Genomic DNA, 19,957 nt, shown 5'->3' on the forward strand with positions numbered 1-19,957 from the left:
AGTGTGGCAATCCGCCCACACCTGCTGTTTGGCGATGGTGCCGCCGGCCCGCTCCCCCACCGCGCCTCCCATCGGCATCATGAACCGGGAGGCGGGGTGGGGGAGCGGGCCGGCACCGCTATCCAGCTCTGCTGGATCAAACTAAGGGGAGGCATGGAAGTCCTCAACATCACCAACTCGATCCTCGGCCAGCCCTGGCGCTGGCGGATGACGGCGGCGGATGCGCGCGATCCGGGCTTCGCGCCCGACGATCTCGTCACGCAATTGCTGCTGGCGCGCGGATGCCCACGCGACGCGCTCGATGCGCACAAGGCACCGAGCATCCGCGCCTTCATGCCCGATCCCTCGATCTTCCGCGACATGGACCGCGCCGCGGAGCGCCTCGCCGATGCCGTGCAGGCGAACGAGGCGGTGACGATCTTCGGCGATTACGACGTCGACGGCGCGACCTCGGCCGCGCTGCTCGTCCTGCTGCTGCGCGATCTCGGGCTGGAGGCGCGCGCCTATATCCCCGACCGGCTGATGGAGGGCTACGGCCCCTCGGGCGAGGCGCTGGTGCGGCTCAAGCAGGAAGGCGCGGCGCTGATCGTCACCGTCGATTGCGGCGCGCAGGCGTTCGAGGCGCTGGAGATGGCGCGCGTTGCCGAGGTCGACGTGATCGTCGTCGATCACCACAAATGCGCGCTCGCCCTGCCCCATGCCCACGCTTTGGTAAACCCCAACCGGCTCGACGAGACCGAAGGCGCGGCGCACGGCCATCTCGCGGCGGTCGGCGTCGCGTGGCTGCTCGGCGCGGCGCTCGTGCGGACGCTGCGCGCGCGCGGATATTTCAACGGCCGGGCGGAGCCGCGCCTGCTCGACCTGCTCGATCTCGTCGCGCTCGGCACCGTCGCCGATGTCGCGCAGTTGAAGGGCCTCAACCGCGCCTTCGTGGCACAGGGCCTCAAGGTGATGGGCCAGCGCCGCAACATCGGCCTCAACGCGCTGATCGGCGCGGCGCGGCTGACGCGCGCACCGGCCTGCTCCGATCTCGGCTTCGCGCTCGGCCCGCGCATCAACGCTGGCGGCCGCGTCGGCAAGTCCGACCTCGGCGTGCGCCTGCTCACCACCCGCGACCCGGACGAGGCGGAGGCCATCGCCGCCGAGCTCGACCGGCTCAACGGGGAGCGCCGCGCGATCGAGGCGCTCGTGCAGACCGGCGCGGAGGAAATCGCCGCGCGCAAAGGCAACCGCGCGGTGATGGTCGTCGCCGGGCGCGGCTGGCACCCCGGCGTGATCGGCATCGTCGCGGGGCGGCTGAAGGAGAAGTTCGGCAAGCCCGCCATCGTCATCGCGCTCGACGATGCGGGCGTCGGCAAGGGCTCGGGCCGCTCGATCGCCGGCGTCGATCTCGGCGGCGCGGTGCTGGCGGCGAAGGACCACGGCATGCTCGTCGCGGGCGGCGGGCACGCGATGGCGGCCGGCCTGACGATCGCGGAGGGGCAGATCGACGCCTTCACCGATTTCCTCGAGGAGAAACTGGAAGCCGCCGTCACCCGCTCGCTCGGCGACCGCGCGCTGCTGCTCGACGCGCTGCTCGCGCCGGGCGGCGTCAACCCGGCGCTGGTCGAGGCGATGGAGGCCGGCGGGCCCTACGGCATGGGCTGGCCCGCGCCGCGCATCGCCGCGGGGCCGGTGCGCATCGTCAAGGCCGATGTCGTCGGCAACGGCCATGTCCGCGCGATCGTCAGCGGCGACGACGGCCGCCCGCTCAAGACCGTCGCCTTCCGCGCCGCCGACAGCGCGCTCGGCGCGGCGTTGCTCGGTGCCCCACCGCACCGCCGCCTGTGGCTGGCGGGCCGCGCCAGGATCGACGACTGGGGATCGCGCCCGGCCGCCGAGCTTCATCTAGACGATGCAGCGTGGGCGGATTGATTGGGGCCGACTGAATCCTTGACCTTCGGCGCGGCTTTCCCTAGCAGCGCCCAACGCACGCCCTCGGGCGAGTATGGCCCCTTCGTCTAAGGGTTAGGACGCGGCCCTTTCACGGCTGAAATACGGGTTCGAATCCCGTAGGGGTCACCAGGTTTTTCAATGACTTAGGTGACGAAATTTCGCTCTCGAGCGAATTTGTCTATTATTTGTCTAGAATACATTCTTGGACGTTTGGGGGCGTGCGGGGATCGTCAAAGCCTCGCCTTGGTTCTAAAACTTCGGCTGGAGTGCGCGAACAGCGCTTCGCTGCCGGAAGCACTTCGACTTCCCGCACGCATTGAATTCGGTCTTCTGTTGAGGCGCGGGCCCGTTCTGAACGAAGCGCTTCCCTACGTGGCCGAACGGCCGACAACGCGGCGAGCAACCGCTGCACGAAGGCTTTCGACGAGTATCAAGGTGCTTCGCCGGTCTTTTGCTACCTGAAGCTCTCCAGAGGCGATCAACTCGTAGAGACGAGATCGGCTAAATCCAGTCATTGCTACGGCGGCCGGGATGCGCACGCTTATCGGTTCAAACGAAGGCTTGCCGCCCGATTCTACGTTAGCGTCGGGATTCCCGAGTTTCCTTGCCGCCCTCTTCACTTGGGTCCGCCCCGGTTCCGGATGAATGTACGGTCACTCTCAAGGAAGGTGCTCAGCATCGATGGTATGAGGTCCACGACTGCCTCTTCGGCGCCGTAGGTCTCTTTATATAGAGCCGCGTACCGCGAGAGATCCGCATGCAATTGTGGCGTGATCTGAACTGTCAGTTTGACTGGGACACGGTTCGGCAGCCGAGGTAATTTGAGTTCAGTCATCGCGACGCACCCATGGCTTGAGAATCAGATCGTGGTGGACAAGAAGTCGGATCGGCGCGCCGGGTCGAATCGTGATCGTTGGCTGCACCTGCAGATTTCGTGATGTGATTTGATCGCCGGCACGCGAAACATTCTGCTGCGTCGATTGCCGTACGGCCTGGACGAGGTCGCTCTCCCCGCTGAATTGTAGCTCGCTGCCGACGCCAAGGAGCGTCGAGAGCACGACGCCTTTCAGCAGCGACCATGTATGGAAATCCACTTTGTCTGCGACGCCGGCATAGCCGGATGGATCGCTCGCCGGCGCGTTGTCGAGCCGCAGCGAGCTGCCATCGGGAAAAATGATCCGCTGCCAGACGAGCAGGGCTCGACTCTGGCCGAACGCGACGACGCTGTCGTAAATGCCGACCAGTTTCGCACCTTGCGGGATGAGCAGGATTTGGCCGGTCGCGCTGTCGAAAATGCGCTCGGTGACCTGGGCCACGACGAGACCTGGCAGATCCGAACGGAGCCCAGTGATCAGGCTTGCGGCGATCACGCTGCCTGCTGACAGCGTATTCGGGGAGGGTATAGTGACCACCGCATATGGGTTGGTGTCGCTGGCCTTGTCGGTCGTTCGCAAGAAATCGGCCTTGCGCTGTTGACCGTTCGGATCGCGCTCGGGATCGAGCGCGACCTTGCCCACCTGATTGGCTTCATCGGCAGCCGAAGGCACTATTGACGCGGATGCTGCAGCGGGTTGCCCGCCACCGTTACTGTTCTGGACGAGAAGACCGGATTGCCGCGCCGCTTTTAGCTCGGTCAGTGCGCGCTGCCGTTCCTCGGCAGCGTTCTGGACGGCAACATTCTGTCCGTTAGAGGGCACCGTGTTGGGAGCCATTTCCGTCGCGAGCTGGTGTTGCCGGTCGAGGATCGGACGACCGAGATCGCCGGGAAGTGGTGGCCCGAGCTTCGGGACCGCACCGTAGCCAGTAGGCAGTGCGCTGAGCGTGTCGCTCGGCGGTTTCGCCGCGATGCTCTTGTCGTCGCTCTCAGTGACGAGATGCAGAGCGTGAGGCTCGAGCGCAAACCATGCCGTGGCGACGATCGCCACTGCAGCGGTACCGCCCAGCGCCGCGATTACGCCACGCTTGAAGCGGATCGCGCGGGTCGGCCGCGCGCGCAGGACCAGCGTTTCTGGATCGACCTTCGGCGGCGCAATAGGAGCCGCCTCCCTTGCTACGTCGGGCATGGTCTCGCTCATGACGCCCTCCGTTTTCCATGCCCGCGCGTGTCGTCGATCCGGGTCAGCCGGACGACGTCCTGATGCTTGGTGCCGATCCGTAGTTCGGCGACGTCAAAGATGCGATCGACGACATAGTAGCGACCGCGCAGTCGGTAATTGACCAGCTGCGCCTCACCCTTGCGACCGACCAGGAACAGCGGCGGTGCTTCGCCGACGGCCAAGGCCGCCGGAAACTCGATATAGGTCTGCCGCCCGTCATCAAACGCCCGCAGCGGCCGCCACGCCGGTTGATCGCCGCTCACGGCATAGTTGAAATGGAGCTGATCAACATCGAGACCGGCCGCGACCGGCGCTGTCGCAGCCGCCGCGTCCTGCGCGCGCTTGTAGGCGATCAGCATATCCTGCGGGTAGGTCCACGCCAGCGACGACATCGCCGCACCGGGGCCGCTGGTCAGCGACAGATGATAGGTCCGCCTGTCGGTCGTGATGACCAGATTGGTCGCGAGCCGGACGGCGAACGGCTTCACCAAAACATGGACGCGCTTGTCCGCCCCCGTGCCGCTCGTCGTGTCGCCGATCACCCAGCGCGCGGTATCGCCGCTCGCGACCGCCCCGAGTGTCTCGCCCGGTTGCAACATGATGTCGGTGACACGCTCCGGCGCGGCGTAGACGTGATAGATCGCGCCATCGATATACGGCAGGATCGCCGCTGCATTGACGAAGGCGGGCGCGACCGGTTCGATCGTCCCCGCGCGATTGGCCGCCGCCACGGTCGAGGGGATGGTCCTGACAATGGGCGGCGGCGCGCTTTGCGCGAGCGCGAAAGCTGGGATAGCGACGATCGCGATGGGGACCGAGATCGCCGACAGGGTGCATCGGAACCGATTCATTTCTGCTTCTCCTCGTTGGCAAGATCGGGCGACGGGATGGCGGCACCTGCCGGGATCGGTGTCGGGTTAGGTGGCAAGACCGCAGGCTGCGTCAGCGGCGCCGGCGTGGGCGGCGCGGATGCCGGTTCGAGCTCCCGGCTCCAGTCGATGGCGTCGACGTAGAGACCGAGCGGATTCTTGCGCAGGACATCGGCCGAGGTCGGCGGCCTGAGCTTGACAGTGAGAATGCCCGTCCAGTGTGAGACACCGGTCTGCGCGCCGCGATCGAAGGCCGTCTCGGTCCATTTGACCTGGAATGACTGGTCCGACGCGCGCACCACGCTGGTGACCTGCACCGACAGGGTCTTGTCGCCGACACTCCCGAACGGGTTCGCCGCGCGGGCGTATTCTCCGAGCGCGAGCGCGCCGCGCTGCGTCACGAATTCATATGCCGAGAGCCATTCGGCCCGCATCAGCACGGGATCGAGCGAGACCGAGCGGACATGCTCAATGAAGCGCGCGAGATGCCAAGCGATCTGCGGATCGGTCGGCCGGAAGGCTGCTTCGGCCGGCGTGACCGCCCGCGCCTCGCCCAACCGGTCGACCTCCACGACATAGGGTGTCACCCGGCTCTGCAGCGACTGCCACACCAGCGCTCCCGACATCGCGGTCGAAAGCCCGAGACCACCGAATGCCATCAGCCGCCAATTGCGCGCCTGCACGCGCGCCGATCCGATCCGCTCATCCCAGACCTGGCCGGCGCGTTGGTACGGCGTCTCAGGCAGCGGCGACTTTCCATAGCGCTGCGCGCCGCGTTTGAAGATCATATCCTCAGTCCTCCTTCTCGGAAATGTCGGGGTGGGCGCCCGCGCCGCCGGAACCGCCCTCGCGGATCGCGTGCGCAACGGCCTGGCGATGATGGCGGGCATCCTGTTGGCGGCGGAGCGCCTGAGCCCATGCCGGTGCTTGCTCGGCGCCCTCGGCTGCGGCCTGCGGGGTCGACGCGCCTCGATTGACGGTGGCTTTGAATGCAGCCTCGCGACCCGAAGCCGCCGCCTCGCTCAATCCGAACATGCTGGCGGCGTGGGTGCGGAGCGCATTGCCGGCCGCGCTCGCCACACCGCTCAGGCCGGCGCCGACGCTGGTCGAACCGGCGGCTTCCTGACCGAGTTTGTAGGCGGTCGATGCAGCCGATCCCATCGATGTGCCGGCACGGACCGCGCCGAGCGCCGCGCCGCCGCCGGCCCCAGCCCCCGCCGCTGCGGCTCCGGCGCCGACCGCGACGACACCGGCCGCCCCGAGCGCCGTGCCGACCGCGGCACCGGCCCCGAGCTGGGGGGCGCCGGACACGAGTCCGGTCGCAATGCCGGGACCAAAAATGCCGAGACCGAACATCGTCAGCGCGGCGAGCGTGAGGCTCAGCGCCTTGACGATGTCGGGCTCTGACCCCTGCAGGCTATCGACGAACTCGCTGAAGAAGCTCGAGCCAATACCGACGATCACAGCAAGCACCATGACCTTGATGCCGGCACTGACCACACCGCCCAGCACGCGCTCGGCGAGGAAAGCGGACCTGTTCCAGAACGCGAACGGCACCAGCACGAAGCCGGCGAGCGTCGTCAGCTTGAACTCGATGATCGTGACGAACAGCTGGATGGCGAGAATGAAGAACGCGAGGATCACCAGTATCCAGGCGAACAGCAGAACGGCGATCGTCAGGAAATTGTCGAAGAAGGTCGCGAAGGTGGTGAGCTGCGAGATCTGCTGGAGCAGCGGCCACGCCGCGGAGAAGCCGGTGCTCGCGAGCGTGCCGGGCTTGAGCAGGTCGTCGGCGGACATGGTGCCGCCGCCTGCGGTGAGCCCCGCCATCGCGAAGGATTTGAAGATGATGCCCGCGAGCGTCGAGAAGCTGTTCAGGATGAACGCGAACGCACCGACATAGAGCACTTTCTTGATAAGGCGGCCGAGCACGTCCTGCTCGCCGCCCAGCGCCCAGAACAGTCCGGCGAGCGTGATGTCGATGCCGATCAGTGTCACGGTCAGGAAATGAACATCGCCGCCGAGCAGCCCGAAGCCGCTGTCGATATAGGCGATGAACGCCGCCATGAATCTGTCGATGACGTTGAGATCGTTCACGGGTCCGGTCCTGGTTCTGGAGTGAAGTCCGCGGCGCGCGCGGTGGGGAGCTGGCGCGCGCGCCGCGGATGTGACGGACGGACAAGGGGGCGCTGCCCGTCCGCCACCCTCGGCGTGGTTCGGCCTATTTTGGGGTGTAAGCCGTGCCGTTGCCGAGAAACTTGGCGGTGGCCGCGCGAGCGTCGATGCCGGCCTGGACGCGGCGGGCCGCCTCCAGCGCGTCGGCACGGTATTGCGCGGCCATCATGTTCTGGATCTGGAACTGCTGCTTGGTGGCGAGCGCGAGCAACTGATTGGTCGCTTGGCTGACCTGCAGGCCGCCTTCGGCGCCCTGGCTCTTGGCGACGATCGAGGCGAGCGCGTCGCTGTCCTGGCTGACGTTACCGACGACCTGCGCCTGGACCTGCATGGTCTGGTTGAACGCCGCCATCGACGTGTCGAGCCGGGTCTTGGCATCGATCACGCGCGCGTTCGTCGTCAGCGCCTGGTTGAGGTCGTTCGGGAAAAGTTTCCCGAATTCCTTGTCGATATTCCCGATCTTGAAGCTGATGCCCTGCGCCTGCCCCATCAGTCTGTCGATTTGCTGGATCGTCTGCGTAAGCGCCTGCAGCTCGGGGAAATTGATCTTCGTGAGGTTCTTCGCCTGGTTGATCAGGCTCTGCGCCTCGTTCTGTAGCGACTGGATCTGGTTGTTGATCTGCGTGAGCGTGCGCGCGGCGGTGAGCAGGTTCTGGGTGTAGTTGGTCGGATCGAACACCGTGAATTGCGCGTGCGCGGGTGTCGTCGCCATGGACATGGCGAGCGAACCGACGGCGCCGCACGCCAACAGGCCGGCGATGAAGTGCTTGGCAAGTGATCGGCTGTGATGTCGCTGGGGCATTGGAAGTCTCCTTTCGGTTGGGGGTCAGCGAAGCGGGGGTGCGAACTCGCCAAGCAGCGCGGCTGCCCAATCGAGATCGCGGGAAACCAGGAAGCGGGCGGCGAAATCGACCGCGCCGTGTTCGGCGAGCAGTGCGTCGATCTGCGCTTGGTCAGCGGGATCGGACGCACCGCAAAGCGCGAGCGCGACGGGCCCAAGACCGAGCTCGAACAGCCGGTTGCCGCGGGTCGATTGCACATAATAATGCCGCTTCGGCGTCGCGCGCGCGATCAGCTCGATCTGGCGGTCATTGAGCCCGAACCGCTCATAAGCAGCCCGAGACTGCGGCTCTATCGCGCGATCGTTGGGCAGCAGTATCCGCTGCGGGCAACTCTCGATGATGGCAGGCGCGATGCTCGAGTCCGCGATGTCGGCCAAGCTCTGGGTCGCGAACAGCACCGCGACGTTCTTCTTGCGAAGCGTCTTCAGCCATTCGCGAATGCGGGCCGCGAAAAGCGGATGGTCGAGGAAGATCCAGGCTTCGTCGAGAATCAGCAGCGTCGGCCGACCGTCGAACCGCTCTTCCAATCGGTGGAATAGGTAGGTCAGGACGGGCGCGACGACGCCGGCCTGCGACATCAGCGCTTCGGTCTCGAAACACTGGACATCGCCGAGCGCGAGCGCCTGTTCGGCGGCGTCGAGCAGCCGGCCATATGGCCCCTCGAGCGTATAGGCGGTGAGCGCGGTGCGCAGCGCATTCGACTGGAGCAGCAGCGCGAGCCCCGTCATCGTGCGTTCTTCGGCGGGCGCGGATGCCAGTGAGCCGAGGGCCGACCAAACCGCGTCCTTGACCTCAGGCGTGACCGCGACTTTCTCGTGGGCGAGAAGCGCCGCGATCCATTCGGCGGCCCAGCTGCGCTCGCCGAGATCGTCGATGCCGCGCAGCGGCTGGAACGCGAGCCCTTCGCCAGCATCCGAGCCGAGGCCGAGCGCATGATGCGCGCCGCCCATCGCCAGCACGGCGGCGCGCGCCGAAAAGCCCTTGTCGAAGATGAAGAGCTGCGCACCGGGATAGCGCCGGAACTGCAGTGCGATCAAAGCAAGAAGGACGGATTTGCCCGCGCCGGTCGGGCCGACGACGAGCATGTGGCCGACGTCGCCAACGTGCGTCGACAGACGGAACGGCGTGACGCCCGCAGTCTGCGCATGCAGGAGTGGCGGGCCGCCCAGATGGCGATTGTCGAGCGGTCCGGCCCAGATCGCCGAGAGCGGCATCAGGTGTGCGAGGTTGAGCGTGTGGACGATCGGCTGGCGGACATTGGCGTAGACGTGGCCGGGCAGCGAGGACAGCCACGCCTCGACCGCATTGACGCCTTCGCGGACGCAGGTGAAGCCGAGCCCGTTGACGATGCGCTCGATCGCGCGGACCTTTTCGTCGGCGCGCGCGCGATCCACATCGGCGACGGTGATCGTGGTGGTGAGATAGCCGAACGCCACATAGTCGGCGCCGAGCGCCTGCAATGCCTGATCGGCGTCGGCGACCTTGTTGTCGGCATCGCTGTCGAGCAACTGGGTCGGCTGATTGTACATGACCTCGCGCAGCAGCGCCGCGATCGACTTTCGCTTGTTGAACCATTGCCGCCGGATCTTGGTCAGCGTCTTGGTGGCGTCGGTGCGGTCGAGCGCGATGAAGCGCGTGACCCAGCGGTAGTCGAAGTCGGTGCCGTTGAGTGCGTCGAGGATGCCGGGCCGGCTCACGTTCGGAAAGCCGAGAACGGTGACGGTGCGCAAATGCCGGTTGCCGAGGCGCGGCTCGAGCCCGCCGACCAACGGCGTATCGGCGAGCACCGCATCAAGATACATCGGCGTCGCGGGCACGGCGACCGGGTGGCGGTGTGTCGAGATCGTGCCGTGGAGGTAGGTCAGCGCGTCGGCCGAGCCGAGCACACGCATCTCGGGCATGAAGCTCGCGAACAAGTCGAGGACGCGGTCGGTCTCGGCGATGAACGCGGCGAGCGCAGCGCGCCAGTCGCGGCCCCCCTCCCCTTCGCGCTCGACTAGCGAGCGTCCGGCGGCATCGCTCGCGTCTGCGGGCGGCAGGAAGGTCAGCGTCAGATGATAGCGGCTCTCGAAATGCACGCCGTCGGCCTCGAAGCCGGCACGGCGTTCCTCGTCGACCAGCCAGGACGCCGCGTCGGGAAAATTGGCGGCGGGATAGCCGGGCGCGGCGGCGCGCTCGGCTTCGAAGAACAGCGCCCAGCCGGTGCCGAAGCGCTTGAGCACGTTGTTTGCGCGCGCGCAGATGCCGATCAGCTCGGCCTCGGTCGCGCTTTCGAGATCGGGACCGCGAAAGGCGAGCGTGCGTTGGAAGCTGCCGTCCTTGTTGAGTACCACGCCCGGCGCGACCAGCGCGACCCAGGGCAGATGATCGGCGAGCCGGTCGGCGGCGTGACGATATTCGCGCAGGTTCAGCATGCGAGGTAGCTCCGCTGACGCATGTGTCGGAGAAGGACGGGCGCGAAGTCGGGATCGCGCTTGGCGGCAAACACGGCGACGCTGTGGCCGATGGCCCAGAGCGCGATGCCGATCAGCCATTGCTGCAGGCCGAGCCCAACGGCGGCGGCAATCGTACCGTTGACGATCGCGATCATGCGCGGCGCGCCGCCAAGCAGGATCGGCGATCCGAGGGCGCCGTGGATCGGCGCCTCGAACCCGTCGAGGTGATGCGAGGCGCCGATCGCCATCAGACCAAAGCTCCGCCGCCGAAGCTGAAGAAGCTGAGGAAGAAGGAAGAGGCGGCAAACGCGATTGACAGCCCGAACACGATCTGAATGAGGCGCCGGAACCCGCCCGAGGTCTCGCCGAACGCTAGCGTCAGGCCGGTGGTAATGATGACCATCACCGCGATGATCTTGGCGACCGGCCCCTGCACCGATTCCAGCACCTGCTGGAGCGGCTGCTCCCAAGGCATGCCGGAGCCGCTGGCGAACGCAGGCCGGGTGACGACGATAGCCGCACCCATCGCAAGCAAGGCGAGGCGGGTGTGAATGGGACGGGCGGCAGGCAGGGTGCGCATGGTCAATCTCCTTGGGTTGCGCGGTGGAACTCGTGATTGAGGTCGACGAGGGCGTAGTTGCCGTCCGGATCGAGCCCGGCGACGCGCGCGAGCGTCTCGATCCTGCGTGCGCTGCCGCGGCCGGCGATGAACACGACCATGTCGATGGCATCGGCGATCAGCCGGCGCGGTACGGTGACGACCGCTTCCTGGATGAGCTGCTCGATGCGCAGCATCGCCGAGGCGGCACTATTGGCATGGACCGTGGCGATGCCGCCTGGATGGCCGGTGTTCCAGGCCTTGAGCATGTCGAGGGCTTCGCCGCCGCGAACCTCGCCGACGATGATGCGGTCAGGCCGCAGGCGCAACGTCGAGCGCACGAGATCAGCCATCGTCACGCTGCCGGTGCGCGTGCGCAGCGCCACGGTATCGGGTGCGGGCGACTGGAGTTCGCGCGTGTCCTCGATCAGGATGACGCGCTCGTCGAGATGCGCCATCTCGGCGAGCAGCGCGTTGGCCAGAGTCGTCTTGCCCGAACTGGTCCCGCCGGCAACGAGGATGTTGCGGCGCTCGACCACTGCAAGCGACAGCAGCCGCGCGAGATCCGCCGACATGATGCCGTCGTTGACGTAATCCATCAGCGTATAGACCCGCGCTGCGGGCTTGCGGATCGAGAAGCACGGCGCGAGGCTGACGGGCGGGAGCACGCCCTCGAACCGCTCCCCTGCCCCGACCCCATGCGGCGGCAGTTCGGCCGAAATGATCGGCGCGGAGGCATGTACCTCCGTACGCGCATGGCTGGCGACCAACCGGATGATGCGTTCGACCTGCGCGGGATCGAAGCGTACGCCGGTGTCGGTCCGGCCTTCGCCGAGCCGGTCAAGCCGCAGCGCGCCATCGGGATTGATCATCACCTCGAGCACGAGCGGGTCGGCCAGCGCGGCGGTGATCTCTGGTCCCATCGCCGAGCGCAGCATCGCGCGGCGCCGGCCTTCCGAGACCGTGTCGGCCGCCCCGCTCACGACGTCTTCCCCGGCTTTGCGGGACCGAGCGTGCGCCGGCCGGTCGCGAGCTGACGCCCGACCTGCCCGACGAACTTCTCGAACCGGTCGAGCCCAACCGCGAGCGCGACGCTGTCGGCCTCAGGCAATGGCGCGGTGACGAGCAGCTGATAGCGCACGAACAGCGCGAGGCTTTCGATGATCACGTCGGTGTCGCGACGGATATGATCGAGATCGCGCGACATACGATCGAGCCGCACCTTGAAGGTGTCGTCGAGTTCCCGCGTGCCACGGCGGGCGAGCCAAGCGGCGAGCGCATCGTTGACGAGTCGCGACTTGTTGCCGCCGGGTCCGGCCGCGATCGCTTCGAGAGCGTCGGCGATCTCGCGATCGATATAAAGGTTCTGGCGGACCTTCATGGTCACAGTCCCGGGATGAGGTCGCGGTCGGCGCCCTCTTCGATGCCGTAGGCGCGCACCGCGATGCTCTGACGGGCCTGATCCATCGCGCGGCTATCGGCGGCAATATTGTCGTCGTCTTCGAGCGCCTGCTGCGGCGTCGGGTCGACTTCGACCTTCGCGGCGCCCGCCTCTTCGGCGAGGCCGGGATGGCGTTGCTGCTGCATGCCGCCATCCTCATCGACACCGTCGTCGTCGCCCGCGTCGACGAGCCGGAGATCGGGCAGCAGTGCGGATTGTCCCCAATCGTCAGCGCGGGGATCGGGTCGGTCGGCATAGTTGCCGATCGAAAGCGCGGGCGCCGGCAACACGCGGGGCTGAAAATTTCGGTCCTCGAAATAGCGCAGCTTGGTCGCGCGGATCGGTGCGAGGCCGGAGATCAGCACCAGCTCGTCGGTCGCCGGGAGTTGCATGACCTCACCGGGCGTCAGCAGGGCGCGCGCGGTCTCTTGGCGGCTGACCATGACATGCGCGAGCCAAGGCGCGAGCCGGTGCCCGGCATAGTTGCGCATCGCGCGCTGTTCGGTCGCGGTGCCGAGCGCGTCGGAAATGCGCTTGGCGGTACGTTCGTCGTTTGTGGCGAACGCGACGCGAACGTGGCAATTGTCGAGGATGGCGTTGTGTTCGCCGTACGCCTTCTCGATCTGGTTGAGCGATTGGGCGATCAGGAAGGCGCGGATGCCGTAGCCGGCCATGAAGGCGAGGCTCGTTTCGAAAAAGTCGAGCCGCCCGAGCGCCGGAAACTCGTCAAGCATCATCAACAGCTGATGGCGACCCGAGCCGACACCGCTCTGGTCGAGCCGCTCGGTGAGCCGGCGGCCGATCTGGTTAAGCACGAGACGAACGAGCGGCTTGGTGCGGCTGATGTCCGAGGGCGGGATGACTAGATAGAGCGACAGCGGGCGCTTGCCCTCGATCAGGTCGGCGATGCGCCAGTCGCAACGCGATGTGACCTCGGCGACGGTCGGATCACGGTAAAGGCCGAGGAACGACATGGCGGTCGACAGCACGCCCGAGCGTTCGTTCTCGCTCTTGTTAAGCAGCTCGCGCGCGGCCGAGGCGATAACGGGATGGACGCGCGGCGCATCCGCCTTGCCGAGATGGTTAGTTTCCATCATCCGCTTAAGCGTCGAGACGAAGCTGCGCTGCGGGTCAGACAGGAAGGTCGCGACGCGCGCGAGCGTTTTCTCCTCCTCGGCATAAAGGACATGGAGGATCGCACCGACCAGCAGCGAATGGCTCGTCTTCTCCCAGTGATTGCGGCGTTCGAGCGCGCCCTCGGGATCGACGAGGATATCGGCAATGTTCTGGACATCCCGGACCTCGTCGGCGCCGCGGCGGACCTCGAGCAGCGGATTGTAGCGCGCCGAGCGCGCGTCGGTCGGGTTGAACAGCATGCAGTGCGAGAAGCGCGAGCGCCAGCCGGCGGTCAGCGTCCAGTTCTCGCCCTTGATGTCATGCACGACGGTCGAGCCGGTCCAGGACAGCAAGGTCGGAACGACGAGACCGACGCCTTTGCCTGAGCGGGTCGGCGCAAATGACATGACATGCTCGGGACCGTCATGGCGGAGATACTGTCCGCCGATCCGACCAAGCAGCACGCCGCGCTCACCGTGCAGGCCGGCACTTTCGATCTCGCGCGGCCTTGCCCAGCGCGCCGAGCCATAGGTCGTGACGTTGCTGCGCTGGCGCGCGCGCCACAGTGAACCCGCAATCGCAGCTCCAGCCCCGAAAAACCCGGACGCGCCGGCCAGCATGCCCGCCTTATCGAAGACGTGGGGCGCATAGGCATCGTAGTGATACCACCACCAGAATAACGCCCACGGCTGGTAGACCGGCGTGCGGCCGACGATCAGCCATGGCCGGCCGAGCTCCGGCTGATATGCGAGCATCGCAGCGGCCCACTGTGTCGCTGCCCAGACGCCCGCGAGCACGATCGCGAAAACGACGATGATTTGGCCGATCAGCAGCTTGGTTGGCGTCACGATTAGGCTCCCGTCGGGCACGATGCCGACGGGCAATGACTCTTCGATCGGGGCTGCGAATCACATGGTGTTGCGCGGCGCTGTGCGGCGCGCTGCGGCTATGCTGGCGGCTTTAGAGGCCTGCCGCCTCGCGCAATTGCTCGATCCGCTCGCGACCGATCGCCTCGACGAGATCGCGAAGGTGGCGGACCGAGGTTAGGATCGCCTCGAGTTCCTCCATCGTGATTTCGTAGGCGGTCGAGTACCGCGCCTCGACATAGGCTCGCTTGAGCAACTGGAACCGGCGGCGATCGACGCGAGTGTCGCGCGGCCATGCTTCGATCAGGCGCGGCTCGCTATCCTCGGCCAGCGATCGCAGGAATTTGATATTGTGCGAGCGTGGGAAATAGAGCGTTCGCACGAGCAGAAGGCATATGTACGCACGTTCGGCTGCTTGATGATACAGGAAGGCACCGTCCTTCAGTTCGTTCTCGGACACTGCGTAGCGAGCCAGCTTTATGGCGCTGTCGATTTTCTCGAGCCACTCAGCAAAATATCCGGCAGCCATTTGAAACGCATCGGCCGGCGTGAGCGGCATCGGCGTTGCCAACGGATGCAGAGGCAATTCGTACAGAACGATACCGTCGCGTGCGATATCGACCCAGAAATACTCGCCGCGCTTAAGGGCTTGGTTCACCTCATCGAGCGAATGCACGATGATGTTGACCGGGCGTGCGATCTCGGCGTCGCGCAGGATCCGATCCTCGGCGACATACCAATAGTTGGCGATATCGGTGAGATCGTCGTGGTTGACGATCACCAGCAGGTCGAAATCGGATTGATAGCCGTTCTCCGGTTCATCGACCCAGTCGTCACGGGCGTACGAACCGAAAAGGATGATCTTGAGGATTTTGCCATTGCGCCGACTTGGCGTCGTCGCCTTCGAAATCGCCTCAGAAAATTCGCTTGTCAGAACACGCTGAACCCGCTGCAGTTCATCCTGCTGAGCAGATGGCAGATGGTTCAGGTCCATTTTCATCCGCTGAATCTTTGTCGGTCGGACGCGATATGGCAAGCCAGATAGCGGCGCCCCCTCGATTATCAGCTAACGTGATATTCGCCCACGTCATGCCGATCTGACATTCCCACGATCGCGTGTATTCCCGATCCGTGCTTTGGCGGCGGCATCCGCTCACGACGCATTCGCCAAGCCCATGTGAAGCCCAACGCCCGTCCGGACACGAGAAGGCGCCCTGTCTTCCCAAATTGAATCTAGAATTGAAGGAAGCTGCCTTGACTTATACGACCGATCGCCACTCTCTGGCAGTGCAAACGGGGGTTCGTGCTTCACATGGCGTTTAAGATCACCGCGCGTACCTTGCTCGAGTTGGGCGCTGAATTGATCGGGTCTGACGCTGTAGCTCTGTACGAGTTGGCGAAGAACTCCGTAGACGCTCGCTCAGCGGTTGTTCGGATTAAGGTCCAGTCGGTCCTCCCGTATTCGCGGTATCGTCAGGCTCTCGACCTGATCGACGATGACGAACTGCCTCTCGCGGAGATTCGAAGTAACATAGAGCAGTGGATTTTTTCAGACGCCCCCGCGGGCGCGGCTCGTCCGATGTTGCTCGCGTTAGACGGTGCTCACGATGCACAGCAATTCCGTCAATTCCTCGTCGACGGATACCGCGAAATCAACTTTGTGGAAGTTTCCGACGATGGCGAAGGCATGTCCCTTGAGGATCTCGAAAATATCTTCCTCACGATCGGCACGCGGTCCCGGAGAGAGGAAAAGCGCGGCTGGGATGACCGCGGTGAAGACCCGTCCCGCCCGCTCCTAGGCGACAAGGGCGTCGGCCGCCTGTCGGTCATGCGGTTAGGCGAGCATCTCTCGGTAAGGACCAGTAAAGCCGGCGAGAAACGATGGAACGACTTGTCGATCGATTGGGCGAGATTCAGCCACGATTCCGACGCGCTTCTTGAAGATGTGGCGGTTGCTCCCGAACGAGGCCCACGCAAAGACGATGAAAGCACGCAGGGAACTACCATCCGCGTATCCCAGCTCAAAGGAGATTGGACACGCGCCAAGTTTGGCGAGATGCTTGACTCCGAATTCTCGCGGATGGTCGACCCATTCGATCGACGCCGAGGCAATCGACTATTCCGCATCGTTTACAACGACCAGCAGGTGACGCTTCCGCAAATCCCTCAACGGCTTTTTGATGTGGCGCATGCGACCGTCTCGGCGAGGTTCGAATATAAACCCGACGGACAATCGCAGCTGGTCCTCGACATGGATTACCGGCTTAATACGCATAAAAAGCAAGTTACGACGCTGCCCGAGGTTCGGCTTGTTTCCATCACTAAATCTCGATCGACGCGGGTATTGCGAAAGCTTGGGTCGTTTAAGGTCGAATTCCTTTGGTTTAATCGTCTTTTTCTAACGGCCGTGGAGGGGCTCGGCACAAAGTCCGACGTTCAAGCCATGGTGCGGCAATGGGCTGGTGGCCTGATGGTGTTTCGCGATGGCTTTCGTATCAATCCATATGGCGGCGGCGACGACGACTGGCTTCAGCTCGACAAGAAAGCATTTGGGCGGCGAGGTTATAAGCTCAACCGCCAGCAGGTCATCGGACGCGTGAATCTCAGCTGGCGCAATCGGCGCCTTGTCGAACAGACTAACCGGGAAGGCTTAGTCGACAACGAATATAAAGAGGCATTGGTCAGCATCCTTCAAAAGATACTTGAGGATTTTAAGACGTTTAGCCAAAACATCGAGGACGAACTCAGACAGGAGGACTTAACCTCAGTAGATGTTCTGAAAGCGCGCGTCTCGAAATCGAAGACGGAAATCCAAAAACAGATACGCCAAATTGCAGTCGACGCGCCAGAACAGGCGGGGCCTCTGAAAGAAGTGGAGCGCCTTGTCCAGGCTCTGGCGTCGCAGATCGACGACGTTGATGGAATCATTGACGACTACAAAGATGAACGTCGAAAGTTTGTGCATCTCGCAGGTCTAGGCTTGATGGTCGAACTTATCCTTCACGAGCTCGGGCGAAGCAGCAGTAGCACGCTGAGTACCCTCGAAGGAGTAGACAAATCGCAACTTGCAGGAAAACTGCCAGCTGTCTTCCAGACACTAGAAAGCCAATTGCGAACATTACAAAAGCGTATCGAAACTCTCGATCCGCTCAGCACGTCCCGTCGACAGACGAAAGAGGGTTTTACGATCGAGGATTTAGTTCAGCAGGTTGTAGATGCCCGTGATGCCCAGGCCGAGCGGCACAAGGTTAAAGTTACGATCAACAGTACCGTTAAGCAGCCTTGGCGAGTTAGAGCCGTGCGCGGAATGTTGATCCAGATCTTAGAGAACCTCCTATCGAATTCCTTCTACTGGCTAAAGCAACAAGCCGTTATTGATCCCAGTTTTCGCCCGAGAATCCATATCGATATCGATCAGGACGCCAGCTTAATCGAAGTATCCGACAACGGCCCCGGCATTGAGCAAACCGAAGCAGAAAGAATTTTCAAGCCTTTTGAATCGGCGAAGCCCCCCGGTGAAGGGAATGGTCTCGGACTTTATATCGCGCGGGAGCTCGCAGAGTATCACGGGTGGACACTGCAACTTGTCGGCGACCCGACTGCCGAAATCTGGCGCCGTTTCTCCCTCGACCTCAGCGGAAAATCGAAATGAGCGATAGCCTCGCAACTGCAGCACAAGTCGGGGGCGTCGAACTGCTCGCCATTGTCGACGACGCTTATGATCCGCCGCGCGGCGACGAGATTTCCGAGGACGCATTCAATCGCTTCGTTCAGTCGATGGAGGATAATCCCCAGAGAATTGCATCACTTGCCGCCTCGAGCATGTTTGTGGAAGCCGACCTGGATGACTGGGAGAATTTTGCAAACAGGGCAGACCTGATCGATCGGCTTTGGAACCTCAACGTCGGCGTGGTGACGGCCGCAGCGATGACGGAGGAGGTGATCCAGAGTTTGGAAATTTTGTTCTCAGACGTCAGTCAGGACAGGATTAGCAAGCTCCAGCAATTACGTCCGCTAGAGGCGTTGCTGGCGGCAACGAAGGTACGCGTCATGAAGCTCGGAGCAGACCCCGAGCCCGCCCTCGTCGCTCAAGCAAACGTTGTATTTCTCGATCTTTTTTTGTCGTCCGACATCCCACCAAACCCTGCTCCGGGTGTGACGCCCAGATCTGCGCTGGATCGCGCGCGCGAGCGAGCGACGCGCTACCTCGAAGACGTAAGGCAGCAAACGGCCGGGGATATCGGCTCGGTCGCGCCAGCATTCATCCTGATATCTTCGCTCGGTACGCAGCAAATTGCGCAAAATTTCCGTAAAAAAACCACCCAGACAGCCTCTCGCTTTCGCTTCGTGCAGAAGCAGGCGATTGAGCGCGCGGACCCACAGGATCTGTTAGCGATCGCAGAGATTTTCAGAACCTGCCGAGCGAGCGCCGTCCTCGAACCGCTCCGCAAGGCACTGCCGATCGTCATTGAAGAAGCCCGCAACTGGGTTGCAGATCGGCTCATCGGACTGGAAATCGCTGATTTTGCCCGACTCTATGAGCTAAGCCTTCAAGCGGAAGGGCAACCCGTGGAAGATTATATCAAAGAGGTCGTCGCTGGCGCAGTGGCGGAACGGGTGATGTGCGCTTTCTCAAAACATACACCGACGACCGATCGGCCCAACCCGTTTGCCGATGTTCCGAGCCATTTTATTGAAGCCCCATCTAACGCAATGGCAGAGCTTTATAACGCCACGCGCACTACCCAAGACCGAGGCTACCGTGGTCCCGACGATACGTTGCCGCTTTCAGGCGATCTCTTCTTAGAGGGCACTTTGCCAAAAAGTTCAGCAACTCCGCTCTATGGGCGCACTATTACCGCTGTAATGACCCCAATCTGCGATTTGATGAGCCGAAACGGCGGAGAGCCCGCAGCGACTGCCGTACTAATGCTGCAGGGTACTCTTCGGCCGACTTACCACAAACATCAACTTGATCCGCAGATGGTAATCTTGAATGGAAAATTTTACGAAGTGGATTGGGAACTCAAGCATCCTCAAGCCCTGCCCCTGAAAACGCTACGACAGGATATTAAGGCAAAAAAGCGGATTTGGCTTGGACGGCTTAAAGCTGAGCATTTCCTGTCACTGCAGTCACAATACCTTTCTTCGTTCGCGCGGGTTGGTCTGCTCAAGGCGCCCGCTATCTTTGAACCTCTTGCGGGAAAGATTTGCGTACGGGAAGCCGGAGCGCTGATTGAACTAGGTGAGCCTTTCGATGCTAAAAGTGCGTTTGCGTTTCAGTCTCCCCAGACTGGGAAGGAGCCGTCGAAGCAGCCAGTCTTCTTCACTGGTGCATTCCTAACTCATTTTAGATCGGTTCTGCAGCAAACTGTGACTTCGGCCGATCGCGCAGCCGCGACGCGGACCAAGGCCCAAGGCTTGCTGGATCGCATGAATCAGCTCGTCACGATGGTCTCACGAAGGCCACCTAATTCTCACGGCATCAACGATTACCTTCGTGTGGATCTGCTTAGCAGGCGCGACACGGCAGTTACGGCCTCAGCCGACGGCGTCATCATCATTGTTTTGAAATATTGATCGC

Annotated in this window: 16 protein-coding genes and 1 tRNA gene; 4 read left to right on the top strand and 13 right to left on the bottom strand. The window is 63.5% G+C overall.

Going from position 1 to position 19,957, the window contains the following annotated elements:
* The first annotated feature begins 153 nt into the window (after positions 1-153).
* Both recJ and Q5H94_RS14465 read left to right on the top strand, forming a co-directional pair.
* A complete protein-coding gene (recJ, locus tag Q5H94_RS14460; RefSeq protein ID WP_304561994.1) occupies positions 154-1,914 on the top strand; it encodes a single-stranded-DNA-specific exonuclease RecJ in 1,761 nt (586 codons plus the stop codon).
* A gap of 75 nt (positions 1,915-1,989) precedes the next feature.
* Positions 1,990-2,064 (top strand) — tRNA-Glu (locus tag Q5H94_RS14465).
* 487 nt (positions 2,065-2,551) lie between these two features.
* Here Q5H94_RS14465 and Q5H94_RS14470 read toward each other — a convergent pair.
* From Q5H94_RS14470 to Q5H94_RS14530, 13 genes are all read right to left on the bottom strand, one after another.
* Positions 2,552-2,770, bottom strand: a complete 219-nt coding sequence (locus Q5H94_RS14470; protein WP_304561995.1) for a DUF2274 domain-containing protein — start codon at positions 2,768-2,770, stop codon at positions 2,552-2,554.
* Positions 2,763-4,010 carry a TraB/TrbI/VirB10 family type IV secretion system protein gene (locus Q5H94_RS14475; protein ID WP_304561996.1) on the bottom strand — a complete coding sequence of 416 codons (1,248 nt, stop codon included), beginning with the start codon at positions 4,008-4,010 and terminating at the stop codon, positions 2,763-2,765. Before Q5H94_RS14475 ends, Q5H94_RS14470 begins: the two co-directional genes overlap by 8 nt.
* Positions 4,007-4,882 carry a P-type conjugative transfer protein TrbG gene (trbG, locus tag Q5H94_RS14480; RefSeq protein ID WP_304561997.1) on the bottom strand — a complete coding sequence of 292 codons (876 nt, stop codon included), beginning with the start codon at positions 4,880-4,882 and terminating at the stop codon, positions 4,007-4,009. The genes Q5H94_RS14475 and trbG overlap by 4 nt, the downstream gene beginning before the upstream one ends.
* Positions 4,879-5,688, bottom strand: coding sequence for a conjugal transfer protein TrbF (gene trbF, locus Q5H94_RS14485; RefSeq protein ID WP_304561998.1), 810 nt, complete (start codon positions 5,686-5,688; stop codon positions 4,879-4,881). The genes trbG and trbF overlap by 4 nt, the downstream gene beginning before the upstream one ends.
* Positions 5,689-5,692: 4 nt before the next feature.
* The gene (gene trbL, locus Q5H94_RS14490; RefSeq protein WP_304561999.1) at positions 5,693-6,997 is read right to left on the bottom strand and encodes a P-type conjugative transfer protein TrbL; all 1,305 of its coding nucleotides are present in this window, start codon (positions 6,995-6,997) and stop codon (positions 5,693-5,695) included.
* Between the two features lie 124 nt (positions 6,998-7,121).
* Positions 7,122-7,877, bottom strand: coding sequence for a P-type conjugative transfer protein TrbJ (gene trbJ, locus Q5H94_RS14495; RefSeq protein ID WP_304562000.1), 756 nt, complete (start codon positions 7,875-7,877; stop codon positions 7,122-7,124).
* Positions 7,878-7,901: 24 nt separating this feature from the next.
* On the bottom strand, positions 7,902-10,331 hold the full coding sequence (trbE, locus tag Q5H94_RS14500; RefSeq protein ID WP_304562001.1) for a conjugal transfer protein TrbE: 2,430 nt from the start codon (positions 10,329-10,331) through the stop codon (positions 7,902-7,904).
* Positions 10,325-10,600 (bottom strand): VirB3 family type IV secretion system protein, encoded by a 276-nt coding sequence (locus Q5H94_RS14505; RefSeq protein WP_304562002.1) that lies wholly within the window; start codon positions 10,598-10,600, stop codon positions 10,325-10,327. Before Q5H94_RS14505 ends, trbE begins: the two co-directional genes overlap by 7 nt.
* The gene (locus Q5H94_RS14510) at positions 10,600-10,932 is read right to left on the bottom strand and encodes a TrbC/VirB2 family type IV secretion system protein (RefSeq protein ID WP_304562003.1); all 333 of its coding nucleotides are present in this window, start codon (positions 10,930-10,932) and stop codon (positions 10,600-10,602) included. The genes Q5H94_RS14505 and Q5H94_RS14510 overlap by 1 nt, the downstream gene beginning before the upstream one ends.
* Positions 10,933-10,934: 2 nt before the next feature.
* Positions 10,935-11,888 (bottom strand): P-type conjugative transfer ATPase TrbB, encoded by a 954-nt coding sequence (gene trbB, locus Q5H94_RS14515; protein ID WP_304562121.1) that lies wholly within the window; start codon positions 11,886-11,888, stop codon positions 10,935-10,937.
* A 41-nt stretch (positions 11,889-11,929) separates the two neighbouring features.
* Positions 11,930-12,331, bottom strand: a complete 402-nt coding sequence (locus Q5H94_RS14520; RefSeq protein WP_304562004.1) for a CopG family transcriptional regulator — start codon at positions 12,329-12,331, stop codon at positions 11,930-11,932.
* 2 nt (positions 12,332-12,333) lie between these two features.
* On the bottom strand, positions 12,334-14,355 hold the full coding sequence (locus tag Q5H94_RS14525; protein ID WP_304562005.1) for a conjugal transfer protein TraG: 2,022 nt from the start codon (positions 14,353-14,355) through the stop codon (positions 12,334-12,336).
* 112 nt (positions 14,356-14,467) lie between these two features.
* On the bottom strand, positions 14,468-15,373 hold the full coding sequence (locus Q5H94_RS14530; RefSeq protein WP_304562006.1) for a nucleotidyltransferase and HEPN domain-containing protein: 906 nt from the start codon (positions 15,371-15,373) through the stop codon (positions 14,468-14,470).
* Between the two features lie 312 nt (positions 15,374-15,685).
* Here Q5H94_RS14530 and Q5H94_RS14535 point away from each other — a divergent pair, with 312 nt between their 5' ends.
* Together Q5H94_RS14535 and Q5H94_RS14540 are read left to right on the top strand one after the other, a co-directional pair.
* Entirely contained in the window at positions 15,686-18,025 is a 2,340-nt protein-coding gene (locus Q5H94_RS14535) for a sensor histidine kinase (RefSeq protein WP_304562007.1), read from the top strand.
* Complete coding sequence (locus Q5H94_RS14540) at positions 18,022-19,953, top strand: hypothetical protein (RefSeq protein WP_304562008.1); 1,932 nt, start codon at positions 18,022-18,024, stop codon at positions 19,951-19,953. Before Q5H94_RS14535 ends, Q5H94_RS14540 begins: the two co-directional genes overlap by 4 nt.
* Positions 19,954-19,957: the final 4 nt, after the last annotated feature.

This window comes from Sphingomonas immobilis (genome assembly GCF_030580995.1).
GTDB lineage: Bacteria > Pseudomonadota > Alphaproteobacteria > Sphingomonadales > Sphingomonadaceae > Sphingomonas > Sphingomonas immobilis.

Excerpts from the sequence above, each read along its gene's own strand:
- Q5H94_RS14520 (WP_304562004.1), bottom strand. The coding sequence starts at position 12,331 with ATGAAGGTCCGCCAGAACCTTTATATCGATCGCGAGATCGCCGACGCT.
- Q5H94_RS14475 (WP_304561996.1), bottom strand. The coding sequence starts at position 4,010 with ATGAGCGAGACCATGCCCGACGTAGCAAGGGAGGCGGCTCCTATTGCG.
- Q5H94_RS14510 (WP_304562003.1), bottom strand. The coding sequence starts at position 10,932 with ATGCGCACCCTGCCTGCCGCCCGTCCCATTCACACCCGCCTCGCCTTG.
- Q5H94_RS14535 (WP_304562007.1), top strand. The coding sequence starts at position 15,686 with ATGGCGTTTAAGATCACCGCGCGTACCTTGCTCGAGTTGGGCGCTGAA.
- trbF (WP_304561998.1), bottom strand. The coding sequence starts at position 5,688 with ATGATCTTCAAACGCGGCGCGCAGCGCTATGGAAAGTCGCCGCTGCCT.
- Q5H94_RS14505 (WP_304562002.1), bottom strand. The coding sequence starts at position 10,600 with ATGGCGATCGGCGCCTCGCATCACCTCGACGGGTTCGAGGCGCCGATC.
- trbB (WP_304562121.1), bottom strand. The coding sequence starts at position 11,888 with ATGCTGCGCTCGGCGATGGGACCAGAGATCACCGCCGCGCTGGCCGAC.
- Q5H94_RS14540 (WP_304562008.1), top strand. The coding sequence starts at position 18,022 with ATGAGCGATAGCCTCGCAACTGCAGCACAAGTCGGGGGCGTCGAACTG.
- Q5H94_RS14530 (WP_304562006.1), bottom strand. The coding sequence starts at position 15,373 with ATGAAAATGGACCTGAACCATCTGCCATCTGCTCAGCAGGATGAACTG.
- recJ (WP_304561994.1), top strand. The coding sequence starts at position 154 with ATGGAAGTCCTCAACATCACCAACTCGATCCTCGGCCAGCCCTGGCGC.
- trbE (WP_304562001.1), bottom strand. The coding sequence starts at position 10,331 with ATGCTGAACCTGCGCGAATATCGTCACGCCGCCGACCGGCTCGCCGAT.
- trbG (WP_304561997.1), bottom strand. The coding sequence starts at position 4,882 with ATGAATCGGTTCCGATGCACCCTGTCGGCGATCTCGGTCCCCATCGCG.
- trbJ (WP_304562000.1), bottom strand. The coding sequence starts at position 7,877 with ATGCCCCAGCGACATCACAGCCGATCACTTGCCAAGCACTTCATCGCC.
- Q5H94_RS14470 (WP_304561995.1), bottom strand. The coding sequence starts at position 2,770 with ATGACTGAACTCAAATTACCTCGGCTGCCGAACCGTGTCCCAGTCAAA.